At 50.5% G+C, this 12,833-nt stretch carries 7 protein-coding genes and 1 rRNA gene; 7 read left to right on the top strand and 1 reads right to left on the bottom strand.

The window, feature by feature from the left end; translation table 11 throughout:
• Positions 1-31 precede the first annotated feature (31 nt).
• Complete coding sequence (locus KB559_RS14030) at positions 32-559, bottom strand: carbohydrate binding domain-containing protein (RefSeq protein WP_211022558.1); 528 nt, start codon at positions 557-559, stop codon at positions 32-34.
• 475 nt (positions 560-1,034) lie between these two features.
• Between KB559_RS14030 and pcrB the strand changes: the two genes are divergently transcribed.
• The 7 genes from pcrB to KB559_RS13995 all read left to right on the top strand — a co-directional run.
• Positions 1,035-1,766, top strand: a complete 732-nt coding sequence (gene pcrB, locus KB559_RS14025) for a heptaprenylglyceryl phosphate synthase (RefSeq protein WP_211022557.1) — start codon at positions 1,035-1,037, stop codon at positions 1,764-1,766.
• Between the two features lie 491 nt (positions 1,767-2,257).
• A complete protein-coding gene (gene pcrA, locus KB559_RS14020; RefSeq protein WP_211022556.1) occupies positions 2,258-4,642 on the top strand; it encodes a DNA helicase PcrA in 2,385 nt (794 codons plus the stop codon).
• A 271-nt stretch (positions 4,643-4,913) separates the two neighbouring features.
• Positions 4,914-6,929 (top strand): NAD-dependent DNA ligase LigA, encoded by a 2,016-nt coding sequence (ligA, locus tag KB559_RS14015; protein ID WP_211022555.1) that lies wholly within the window; start codon positions 4,914-4,916, stop codon positions 6,927-6,929.
• Positions 6,930-7,171: 242 nt separating this feature from the next.
• A complete protein-coding gene (locus KB559_RS14010; protein WP_211022754.1) occupies positions 7,172-8,551 on the top strand; it encodes a radical SAM/SPASM domain-containing protein in 1,380 nt (459 codons plus the stop codon).
• A 325-nt stretch (positions 8,552-8,876) separates the two neighbouring features.
• Positions 8,877-10,331 (top strand): ABC transporter substrate-binding protein, encoded by a 1,455-nt coding sequence (locus tag KB559_RS14005; protein ID WP_211022554.1) that lies wholly within the window; start codon positions 8,877-8,879, stop codon positions 10,329-10,331.
• A 46-nt stretch (positions 10,332-10,377) separates the two neighbouring features.
• Entirely contained in the window at positions 10,378-11,862 is a 1,485-nt protein-coding gene (locus tag KB559_RS14000) for an ABC transporter substrate-binding protein (protein WP_247681829.1), read from the top strand.
• Between the two features lie 360 nt (positions 11,863-12,222).
• Positions 12,223-12,833 (top strand): 16S ribosomal RNA (locus KB559_RS13995); the annotation flags it as partial.

Here is a 12,833-nt window from a genome sequence, read left to right as displayed (position 1 = left end):
CCCGATATAGAAGGGAACTTTTGCACCTTCATCATTGGATTTTATCCGGAAGAGCTGTACCCTCTACGTTCGTAACTGGGAGTTTAGCAGAGAGTGAGACGCCTTGTCCTGCTTTAAACGCTGTGGAGCTAATTCCATTGTACGATTCATCATCACTGCCTTTATTGCTTACAACTTCAAGAACGACTTGCGCACCTTGAGGCAGATTATAATCATCCTCAACATAAACGGAAGCTGTTACGGTATATTCCTGTCCAGCCGCCAAGCCGATGTCACCGAATGCGAAGTCAACGCCGTCCCAATTATTGGACCGGTTGCTTACTGATAATGCTGCTCCATCCTCATTGCCGGTGAATTTCTTGCCAGTTACCGCCTCCAGGTTGGCACTACCCGATTGGGTTGCCTTACCCGGGCCATTTTCAAAGTTTTCGTGGTATACGATTACCGAATTAGGTGCTGCTGAATCCGCTGCCTGCGCGGTCCGGACAATGAGACCCGCCGGCATTAGCAAGGCCGCTGTAAGTAAGATTGAAGCAATTTGTTTGAACGATCTCCTCATTTAAAGCATTCCTCCTGCACCAAATTTGTCGAAAATGGTAAAGCGCTTACAAAAATGTCAATTTCACCTCCTCCCTTCCGGAGCATACCATTTCGAATTTGAACCGTCTTACTCAAAATTAAAGGACAATCCGAGTTTTTCCCAGATAAATGCAAAGAAGGAAGAATGCAAATGCTCTTTTCTACTGAGGGATAATAAATCCAGGAAGCTTCATAATGAACGTTCATTCTTTGTGGATCAGCTCAGGGGACCGGGTTCTTTTTGTTCGCATTTCATACGAACATTGACAGTATTCTAACAGTCACTTAGACTAGAAGTGGCTATGAAAAATAGCCGGTTTGCATGAATCAGCTGATACGAAATAAAGGTTGACCTAATACAGCGGACAAAGTACGAGCGGGGCGGGAGAGAGGCCCCGTTTTTCGTGACCGAAACGGGTATATGAATAGTTTGGACAAGCTTGGAGGAGTCGGTGTTGAAGCAAAGTTTGCAGTCTTGGCGGCATGTATTCAAGTTGGACCCCGATCGTCCATTGGAAGACGAGGTGCTGGAAGCCATTTGTATGTCCGGGAGCGATGCCGTTATGGTGGGAGGCTCCAGCGGAGTGACGTATGAGAATACGGTGGATCTCTTGTCGCGCATCCGCCGGTTTGAAATTCCATGCGTACTGGAGGTTTCCGATTTGGAAGCCGTTGTTCCGGGATTTGATTTATATATGATTCCGATGGTGCTGAACACCTCGCGGAGTGATTGGCTGGTCGGTCAGCATGCCCGGGCGGTCGAGCAGTACGGGTATATGATTCCTTGGGAGTTGTTGGTTCCGGAAGGCTACCTCATTCTGAACCCCGATTCCACAGTTGCCCGAGTTACGGAGGCCACCACTGGCCTGGATGCAGCGGCTGCCGCCGCGTACGCCCAGGTTGCAGATAAATTGCTGCAGATGCCGATCATCTATGTAGAGTATAGCGGGACATTCGGCGACATGGAGCTTGTAGCGGATGTGCGCAGATGTCTTGAGGGTGCTCGTCTTTTTTATGGCGGGGGGATTCACGATGCCGAAACAGCACGCCGAGCGGCGGCCGTCAGCGACACAATCGTTGTCGGTAACGCAATTTACAGCGACCTGCAAGGCGCGCTGAGCACAGTCCAGGCGGTGAAAGGGAATAGTATTACTGGCGGTAGTTTCTACGGCAGTGGTAGCAGGTAAGAGTAACCAAGTAACCCAAGTAACCCAAGCCCTACCGAAAACAAATTAACTGCATTTTCTCCAGCTATTTTGGCAAAATTGCATCCTACGACTAAATTAGCTGTAAAACCTCCATCTATTTAAGACGAATTAGGCAACTTTGGCGTGTAGAAGGCGAATTAGCTGTAGGTTTTACAGTTAGTTAATGAGATTGCACGAAGACGGCGAAATTAGCTGTATATTTTCCAGTTAATGTCCAACACTCGACTTAGCACTATATTTACTATCACATTATTAATCTACAAGCATCAATCTACCTTGTCCTAGAGCCTATCAACTAGTTTAACCAGCGAATCATCATCGCCATCGTCCATCGTCATTATCATTAATCTTCTTCACAATTCATCCTATATTATTCGATAAAACGTGGAGTCACTTTCACTTAAACTTTTACTTATACATTCATTTTCACTTCACATTAAGTATTGAGCATTTGGAAAGGAGCATTTTCTATGCAACCTGTTAATATACAAGAGGCGGTGGCCCGCCTAAACCCGGAGCAGCGCAAAGCCGTCGAGACGACGGAAGGCCCGCTGCTGATTATGGCCGGCGCGGGCAGCGGCAAGACGCGCGTGCTCACGCACCGCATCGCCTACCTGATCGCTACGCGCAAGGCTCCGCCTTGGGCGATTCTCGCGATCACGTTTACGAACAAAGCCGCCCGCGAAATGCAGGACCGGGTCTCCCGGCTGGTTGGCGGGTCGGAAGGCCGCGACATTTGGGTATCCACCTTCCACTCCATGTGCGTACGGATTCTCCGTAGAGATATCGAGCGTATCGGGTTTACGTCGAACTTTTCCATTCTGGATTCTACCGATCAGCTCTCCGTGATCCGCAATTGCATGAAAGAGATGAACATCGACACTAAAAAGTTTGAGCCGAAGGCGGTTCAGTCGATGATCAGCACGGCGAAGAACGAATTGATCACCCCGAAACAGTATGAGCAAAAGATAGGGGACTATTTTGAAGGCATCGTCGCTAAAGTATATACCATGTACCAGAAGAAGCTCCGCAACAACAATTCGCTTGATTTCGACGATTTGATCATGAAGACGATCGAGCTGTTTAAAGAGACGCCGGAAGTGCTGGATTTTTATCAGAAAAAATTTGCATACATCCACGTCGATGAGTATCAGGATACGAACCGGGCCCAATATATGCTGTGCCGCATGCTGGCTGACAAGCATCACCGGATTTGCGTCGTGGGCGATAGCGACCAGTCGATCTACCGTTGGCGGGGGGCGGACATCAGCAACATCCTGAATTTCGAACAGGATTATCCTGAAGCGAGCACGATTATGCTCGAGCAGAACTACCGTTCGACTTCGACGATCCTGAACGCGGCGAACGGCGTAATCGGCCGGAATACCGGACGCAAGCCGAAGAAACTGTGGACCGACAAAGGCGACGGGGACAAAATCAAAGTATACCGCGCAGATTCGGAGCATGATGAGGGGTATTTCGTAACCTCGGAGATCGCCAAAAATGTAAAAGACGGCAAGCAACACCGCGATCATGCTATTTTGTATCGGACCAATGCCCAGTCCCGGGTAATCGAGGAAATTCTCATCAAATCGGATATCCCGTATCAGATCGTCGGAGGCATCAAGTTCTACGATCGTAAAGAAATCAAGGACCTGCTCGGTTACTTGCGACTTCTGTCCAATCCGGACGACGATATCAGCTTGACCCGGATCATCAATGTGCCAAAAAGAGGGATCGGCGATACGACGGTAGGCAAGCTGGCGGATGCGGCGGCGCAGCGGGGCACTTCCATTTTCCGCGTGCTGGAGACGGTGGACGACCTCGGCTTCGCGGGGCGTACCCGCAATGCGTTGGTTGAGTTCTATGATATGATCGCTGCGTTGCACAAGATGGTCGAGTACCTGTCCGTGACAGAACTGACCGAGAAATTGCTGGAAATGTCTCAATACCGGATGGAACTGCAAAGTGAAAATACGCTGGAGTCACGTTCCCGGCTCGAAAATATTGATGAATTCCTGTCAGTAACGATGGAATTTGAGAATAATAATGAAGATAAGACGCTCGTATCCTTCCTGACCGATTTGGCGTTGATCGCCGATATCGACAGCATGAACGACAATAGCGATGCGGAAAAACAAAACGACGATGCCGTTGTGCTGATGACGATGCATAGCGCGAAGGGACTGGAGTTCCCGGTTGTCTTCATTATCGGGATGGAGGAAGGCGTGTTCCCGCATAGCCGGGCCTTCCTTGATAATGAAGAGCTGGAGGAGGAACGCCGCCTTGCTTATGTAGGCATCACACGGGCCGAGGAGAAGCTGTTCCTCTCCTGCGCGCAGATGCGCACGCTGTTCGGCCGCACAACAGCGAACCCGCCGTCGCGCTTCCTGGAGGAGATTCCCGAGGAACTCAAGGAAGATACAGCCATCGAGCGCGACCGCTACCGCCGGGGGACGGGTATCGGCGGCGCATACAGCGGCCGCGGCTTTGGCGCCAGCGGCGGCAGCAACTTCGGCCACCGCGGCGGCGGGGCCGAATCACCGGCCTCGCGGCCTGCCGCAGGCGGCCGAAGCGGCAATGGCAGCAGCGGCGGCGTTACCGTGACGGTACCGGGCATGCCCGGTACCTCCGGCGGCCCGTCCGCCGCTAGAAAATCAACGCCGGGCGCCGGCGGCTCCGGCGAAGGCTTCAGCGCCGGCGACAAAGTGTCGCACGGCAAATGGGGCATCGGCACCGTCGTGGCGATTAAAGGCTCCGGCAATGACATGGAGCTGCAAATCGCCTTTCCGGCGCCGGTCGGCGTGAAGCGTCTGCTGGCAGGGTTCGCTCCTATCACGAAAGTGACGGAGTAGTAGAAGCTCAGCAGGCATTCAGCCATACAGCCAGTGTTCCAAGCACTGGCTGTTGCAACTTCCAGGTCGTTTTGTACGCCTGAGGAGGACAAAATGGAAAAATGTCCGCCTAAAAGTGGACAAATGGATATATTGTACCCGCCAAGGTTTTTTATCAGCCAGCCTGCAAGAGCAGCCAGAGCCAGAGAAAATGATAGTTAAATTGAGACGGAAGCGGCCCCGGAAGCCCCGGGTCCCTTCGTTTCCATACATATAAGGAGGGTTGTCCCGCATGGATGCTATGCAAAGAATGGAACAGCTTGTCGAGCAATTGAATCAGTACAGCTATCACTACTATACTTTGGACCAGCCGCTCGTCAGCGACAAGGAGTATGACGTGCTGTACGACGAGTTGGTCGCTTTAGAGAAGGAATCCGGAGTGCAGCTCCCCGATTCCCCTACGCTTCGGGTCGGCGGCGAATTGCTGCAGGGCTTTAAGCCGCATAAGCACCTGGCTCCATTATGGAGCCTCGACAAAGCGCAAAATGAAGAGCAGCTGATCAACTGGAATAATCGGGTTCAAAAATTGGTCGCCGACTACAACAGCAAACATCCCGACAACCCGCTGCCTCAGCCCACATATGTAGTGGAGCTTAAGTTTGACGGCCTTACACTCAACCTGACTTATACCGACGGCAAGCTGGTGCAAGCCTCCACGCGGGGGAACGGAGCCGTCGGAGAAGGCATTTTGGCCCAGGTTAAAACTATTCGTTCCGTCCCGCTTACGATTCCGTACAAAGATGGTACGATCGAAGTGCAGGGCGAAGGCATTATGAATTTGTCCGTCCTCGCCAAATATAACGAGACTGCGGCGGAGCCGCTCAAGAATGCGCGCAATGCCGCGGCAGGAGCTCTTCGTAACTTGAATCCGCGCACGACGGCGGAGCGGAAGCTGAGTGCTTTTTTCTATAATGTAGGGTACTCTAACGGCATTCAGTTTAGCGATCACCGGGAGATGATGGAATTCCTCAAGGAGAACCGTTTCAAGGTGAACCCTTACGTGACTTATCACCAGAGCTTTGAGGAAGTGATGGGGGTGCTTCACTCGATCGTGGAACAGCGCTCTTCGCTGGACTATCTGATCGACGGGGCCGTCATTAAGATCACTGACATGCGCACCCGAGAGGCGCTTGGCTATACCGACAAGTTCCCGCGCTGGGCGGTCGCGTTCAAGTTTGAAGCCGAGGAGACGACCACGATTCTTGAATCGGTGACCTGGAACGTGGGACGCACCGGCAAAATCACGCCGCTCGCGAAGGTGGAAGCCGTGGAACTCGCTGGAGTGACCGTGCAGAACTGCACGCTCAACAATGTGGGCGATATCGAGCGCAAGAATTTGAAGTTCGCGCTTGGCACGCGTGTGTTCATCCGCCGCTCCAACGACGTTATTCCGGAAATCCTCGGCAAAGTGACCGAGGAACAGGACGGCGGGGAGATCGTTTACCCGGAAAACTGCCCGGCTTGCGGTTTTCCTTTAGAGCAGCGCGGCGCGCATCTGTTCTGCAACAACCGGCTGGACTGTAAACCGCAGATCGTCAGCCGGATCACACATTTTGCGTCCCGCGACGCGATGGACATCGAAACGTTCAGCGAGAAAACCGCCGAACAGCTGCATGATGAACTGAACGTTCGCGAGCCTGCAGAACTGTATACTCTGTCGTTCGAGGACTTGATCAAGCTGGACCGGTTCGGAGAGAAAAAGGCGAACAATCTGCTCCAGGCGATTGAGCAGAGCAAGGGACGCGACCTCGCTTCCTTCTTGTTTGCGCTCGGTATACCGAACACCGGCAAGTCGACAACGAAAGTGTTGGCCGATCATTTCCGCGATTTGTCCGCGATCATGTCCGCCACTGTCGAGGAGCTGACCTCCTTGCCGGATATCGGCGGCATTGTTGCCGAGAGCATCGTTTCGTTCTTTGCCGACCCGTTTATGCAAGCCGGCATTCAAAAGATGCTGTCCCAAGGCGTTGAAGCCAAAGCGCCGGAGGTAACGGCTCCGGTGACGGATTCCTTCTTCTCCGGCAAAACCGTCGTATTGACCGGCACCTTGCACTTGCTCGGCCGCGACGAGGCGACGGAGCGGCTGGAAGCGCTCGGCGCGAAGGTTACCGGCAGTGTCTCGAAGAAGACGGATCTGGTGATCGCCGGCGAGAAAGCCGGAAGCAAATTGGCCAAGGCACAGGAACTCGGCATTCCGGTGATTGAGGATGAGAACGAATTTATCAGGCTGCTGAACGGCGGCGAATAACATATTGTGCGGTAACAAACCGGAAAGAGAGAAACTCCGGGCTTGCAGGCTCCCTTGCGGAACCTTAAGCCCGGAGTTTTTTTGTGCAAAGTGACTGAGGTCATTGAAGCGACCCGGTGTTCCTTTCATGATGGAAAGTGCCAAACGAAAGGTCCTTTCCCTTTGCACTTAGGGATTTGGAACCTGGAGACTTAGAAACTTAGAAATGAAGAAGTGAAGGATGGGAATATGGAATGGACACGATGAATCGGGATGTAATCCGGGATCACTGGAAGCCATCGCGCTTTAATGCGCAGAGTGATAATGAAGAAGGCGCCCTGGTCCTTTACAACAGCTATACGGGGGCCATCGCATCCTTTACGGGAGAAGAAAGAAATCGGGTGTTGGAGTGTCTGCATCCAAGAGGAGCCGAGGAAGTTGTTGATGAGGGCGATGCAGAGCTTCGTTCGGGACTGATTGAGCATGGTTTCCTCGTCAGAGAAGATACGGATGAACTCCGCCGGGCCCTGTTCCTTCACCAATCCATGCACGCTCAGGATACGATGCATTTGGTTCTCTTGGTAACTGAAGCGTGTAATTTCCGCTGCAACTATTGTTATGAGCACTTTCCGCGGGCCTCCATGCGTCAGGACGTCATTGATGGCCTGGAAGCTTATATGGAAGATCGCGCAAAGACGCTGAATCGCCTGACGATTAGCTGGCACGGCGGCGAGCCGCTGCTCGTTCCGCATATCATCGAGCGGTTGTCCCGCTCTATTATGGCTTCTTGTGAACGGAGCGGGGCGGTGTACAGCGCCGAAATGTCAACCAACGGCTATTATTTAACCCGGGAACGATTCGAGCAGATGCTGGATCTGCAAGTCGAGCGGTTTATGGTAACGCTGGACGGCGAAGGGCAGGTGCATGACACCCGCCGGGGTCTCCATGGGGGTGGCGGAACCTATCAAACCATCGTCGACAATCTATTGTCCTTAAAAAAAGTGAATCGTCCCTTTGAAATCAATTTGCGCGTCAACTTCGACAACAGCAACCTGGACTCCGTTTCCCGGTTCATTCCCGTACTGCGGGATATGTTCGGAGACGATCCCCGGTTTAAAGTGTATTTTCGCCCCGTCGGCTGCATGGGAGGGGAGAATGATCTGAACCTCCCGGTGTGCGATGAGCGGACCAAGGATATTAAAATTTGGGAGTTCAATGAGCAGGCGATAGCGGCTGGGCTTACCGTCAGCTCTTTTATTTCGGATACGTTATTGCCAACAGGTGCCGTGTGTTATGCGGCGAAGCCGAATTCCCTGGTTGTCGGTTCCGACGGTTTGCTGTACAAATGTTCCGTGGCTTTGGAGCAGGACAATAACAGGCTGGGCTTGATTCATCAAGACGGCACACTGGATATGGATTACGACAAGCTGGCGCTTTGGACGACTTCAGGCGAGGAGAGCGACGAGAACTGTCAGGCTTGTTTTTTCCGGCCTGCTTGTCAGGGGAATCACTGTCCTTTATTCCGCATGCGCACCGGACAGCGTCCGTGCTCTTATGAGAAACGCCAGATTAAACGGGCGCTCCGGACGATCTGGCTTCAGAACGAAGCGGACGAAGCGAAGGAAGCGGTGCATTCTAAATGAATCACAACGAATCGTGCTCATTTTTTTTCAAGGAGGTGAATCTTTGTGAAGGTAATTCGTTCCGCAGCTCAAGCTGCACTAATTAAAACGGGCCGTGTCTCCAAGTCGGTGCCGGGTAATTTGAGCTAACAAATCTGCTTCAGTGAAGATCCCCTGGCCATTGGCGGCGGGGGATTTTTTCATCTCTGTAACTACTTTGATCGCAATTCTCCAAAATATGTAACAAATCGTGGAAAACTATAACAATTTATATGTAACTTTAGTTGAGCGGTGTACGTTATATGACTAGAGTGTCCAAATTTATACAATAACATAGGGGGTAACAATGGGATTCAAATGGGTACATAAGTCCTTGTTCCTGACAATCAGTCTACTGCTCGTTGCGGGGTGCAGCGCCGGGCCGGCGGCCAAGGAAAAGGAAACGCAGCAAAGCCTCAAAGTCATGTTCGGAGATGAGGGATATTTCTATCAAACCTACGGCGATCTCTTCGCTATGAAATACCCGAATATCGATATTGAAGTCGTAAGCACAAACAGTTTGTATAACGGCGAGCAAACCGATATGGATAAAGCTTTTAGCGATTTTGTAGAGAAGGAACAGCCGGACGTTATCATGATGGATAACAATAACTTTGAGAAATTTACGTCCGAAGGCAAGTTGATGGAACTCGATACGTTAATAGATAAGGATAAATACAGCACCGATACGATTTTCCCCGGTCTGCTTGAAATGTTGAAGGAAAAGGGTGGCGGAAAGTTGTACGGACTGGCTCCGTCCTTTTACGGAAGCGTGATTTATTATAATGCCGACTTGTTCGCTAAATACGGAGTTGAAGTACCGCACGATGGAATGACCTGGCAGGAAATTCTGGAAACGGCTCGTCGTTTTCCGGCCGATGGGGATGAGAAGACCCGAATTTATGGATACGGTGAACAATACGGCGGCACGACTCTTGAGAACCTGGCTTCCAGAATTGCTTCGACCCAAGGGTTGAAGGCCATTAACCCGGATACGATGAAAATCACGCTGGATACGGATTCCTGGAAACAGACTTATAAGCTTGCGCAGGATGCATTAGCTTCAAATGCTATCTACAATCCGAAGGATGGCGGCTTCCAAGGCGGGACCATGGAAGAGTATTATCAAAGCCAGCCGTTTTTGATGGGTCGCATGGCCATGACGGTGGACGGCGTCTACTTCTTACAGAATCTAAAGCAAGCCAAGAGTTCGATCAAAGACTATAAACCGTTTCAGATTGGCATAGCCGCAGGGCCGGCGGACCCGGCAAATCCGGATACGTCCCGAGATATTTACCTGGGCAGAATCTTCGGAATCCGGGCGAATTCGCCGAATGTGGACGCAGCTTGGGAGTTTATGAAATTTGTAAACGGCGATGAATACGCAAAGATCAAATCCAGAACCATGAACGATGGAGTTCTGTCCAGAATGGGCATGTCCAAGGAATTTGATGGTGTAAGTCTGGATGCGTTCTATAAATTGAAGCCGAGCCCCGAGGACACTTATCGGAATATGGAGAAAATTCCGAATGATTTTTATACCCAATATTATCCGATCGTCTCTAAAGAAATAGGCCTCGTCGAAAGCAAGAGTAAATCCGTTGACGAAGCGCTGAAGGCGATCCAGCAGGAAGGGCAAGTCATACTTGATAAAGCGGTAAAGGAACAGGCTAGCAAGAAAGATTCGGATTCCGCAGAAGGCGCGGGAGACGGAGCTGCCGAAGGGCCGAGCATAACAGTTGAGACTAAATCCGCAAATTAGAGTTTATTAGGAAATGATATTTTATGATGGGGGGATCTTTGATTTTATGTTGAAAAGTAAAATGGTTCGTAAACTTACGCTGACGGCAATGGCCAGTCTGATGGTGATTGCCGCCGGTTGCTCGGCCGGTCCCGCGAAAGAAAGTGAAACCCAGCGGAGCCTGAAAGTTATGTTTTACGACGAAAGCTATTTTTTTCAGCAGTATGGTGATTTGTTTGCGATGAAATACCCCAACACCGAAATTGAAGTAATCAGTACTCAATCGATTTACTCCGGCAATAACGGGGAGGTTATGGATTATAACAAGGCTGTCCGGGATTTCATCGACAAAGAACAGCCGGATGTCGTTATGGTGGGCACGGATAACTATGATAAATTGGCCAACGACGGCAAACTGATGGAATTGGATACATTAATTGAACGGGATAAATATGATACCGAGACGATTTACCCGGCCCTTCTTGAGATCCTGAAGGAAAAAGGGGGCGGCAAGCTTTACGGTTTAAGTCCGACTTTTGGCGGGAGCGCTGTATTCTATAATGCGGATCTGTTCAAAAAGCATGGCGTAGAACTTCCGCACGACGGGATGAGCTGGCAGGATATTCTCGATTTGGCCCGGAGATTCCCGACGGATGGAGATGACAAAACGAGGATTTATGGTTACGGCACGAATTACGGAATGTCGCTAAGTATGCTGGCTCAGAGTATCTCCTCGGCGGAAGGATTAACTGCGGTTAATCCCGGTACCAAAAAGGTCACGCTCAATACGGATTCATGGAAAAAAGTATATAAGCTCGCCCTTGATGCTATAGATTCGAAGACGGTTTACAATCCAAAGGATGGCGGGTTTATGGGGGGCTCGATGGAGGAGTATTATCAGAGCCAATTGTTCCTTATGGGCCGGATGGCCATCACGACGGGTGACCCGTACATCCTGCAAAATTTAAAAGAAGTTAAAAACTCTCTTAAAGATTACAAGCCGTTTGAACTCGGAATGGTGTCGGGACCGGTGGATCCGGCCGATCCGGAAACTACGAGAAGCGTATATTTGTATGATGTCTTCGGAATTAGGGCGGGTTCCCCGAATGCAGACGCTGCATGGGATTTCATCAAGTTTATTAATGGGGAGGATTTTGCAAAGATCAAATCCAGAACCATGAACAACGGGTTGCTGTCACGGATGGGATACAATAAAGAGTTTGACGGGCACAGCCTGGATGTTTTCTACAAGCTGAAACCTAAAGTGTCAGCGGATATGTACTCGCGTACGGATGAAATTCCAGTTGAGTTCTACTCCCAATTCCAGCAGATACAAGATCGTGAGTTAGCCTTGGTTCAAGAAAAGAAGAAATCCTTGGATGAAGCGCTGCAAACGATGGAGCAGGAAAGCCAGGTAGCACTCGACAAGGCCATCAAGGATAAAGAGGCTAATGCCGGCAAGGAAGGTAAGACGGAAGAAGGCGGCGGCGATGCTGCCACTTCAGATGCAGGTTCCGTCAGTGTAACGGAAACAGAGACAGATACTGAATAATAAAGTTAGTTTACAAAAGACTAATCCAAACCTTAGCTGGTGCGGGTTAGTCTTATTTATTTTTCGTCCGGTTCACCGATTATCTTTATGGAAAAATATACTTATTGCATTTCATGTTCAGGCGTGATAAATTATTTCTTGTCGCTTCGGACGGTTGCTTGCTGAATGGCTTGCATCGAGAAAAAAGAAGTTGACACTGATAGAAAGATTCGATATAATAAGTAACTGTTCGACAAATTATGATATTCATTAAAATGTTGAACAAAAGCAAGCAAGTTCTTTGAAAACTGAACAAATGGAACACGTCAAAAATGAACGATTAATATAATCGTCAGTTTCAAAATGAGCAAGTCAAACACTTTATTGGAGAGTTTGATCCTGGCTCAGGACGAACGCTGGCGGCGTGCCTAATACATGCAAGTCGAGCGGACTTGATGAGGAGCTTGCTCCTCTGATGGTTAGCGGCGGACGGGTGAGTAACACGTAGGCAACCTGCCCGTAAGACTGGGATAACTACCGGAAACGGTAGCTAATACCGGATAATTTATTTCACCGCATGGTGGAATAATGAAAGGCGGAGCAATCTGTCACTTACGGATGGGCCTGCGGCGCATTAGCTAGTTGGTGGGGTAACGGCTCACCAAGGCGACGATGCGTAGCCGACCTGAGAGGGTGAACGGCCACACTGGGACTGAGACACGGCCCAGACTCCTACGGGAGGCAGCAGTAGGGAATCTTCCGCAATGGACGAAAGTCTGACGGAGCAACGCCGCGTGAGTGATGAAGGTTTTCGGATCGTAAAGCTCTGTTGCCAGGGAAGAACGTCCGTTAGAGTAACTGCTAGCGGAGTGACGGTACCTGAGAAGAAAGCCCCGGCTAACTACGTGCCAGCAGCCGCGGTAATACGTAGGGGGCAAGCGTTGTCCGGAATTATTGGGCGTAAAGCGCGCGCAGGCGGCTATTTAAGTCTG

It is taken from the genome of Paenibacillus sp. Marseille-P2973 (assembly GCF_018101095.1).
GTDB classification, from domain to species: domain Bacteria; phylum Bacillota; class Bacilli; order Paenibacillales; family Paenibacillaceae; genus Fontibacillus; species Fontibacillus vini.
Note: the sequence above shows the minus strand (reverse complement) of the source record. Positions and strands in the feature narration are given on the sequence as shown.

Coding starts and splice junctions, on each gene's coding strand:
- KB559_RS14030 (WP_211022558.1), bottom strand. CDS start 559: ATGAGGAGATCGTTCAAACAAATTGCTTCAATCTTACTTACAGCGGCC.
- pcrA (WP_211022556.1), top strand. CDS start 2,258: ATGCAACCTGTTAATATACAAGAGGCGGTGGCCCGCCTAAACCCGGAG.
- ligA (WP_211022555.1), top strand. CDS start 4,914: ATGGATGCTATGCAAAGAATGGAACAGCTTGTCGAGCAATTGAATCAG.
- KB559_RS14010 (WP_211022754.1), top strand. CDS start 7,172: ATGAATCGGGATGTAATCCGGGATCACTGGAAGCCATCGCGCTTTAAT.
- KB559_RS14005 (WP_211022554.1), top strand. CDS start 8,877: ATGGGATTCAAATGGGTACATAAGTCCTTGTTCCTGACAATCAGTCTA.
- KB559_RS14000 (WP_247681829.1), top strand. CDS start 10,378: ATGTTGAAAAGTAAAATGGTTCGTAAACTTACGCTGACGGCAATGGCC.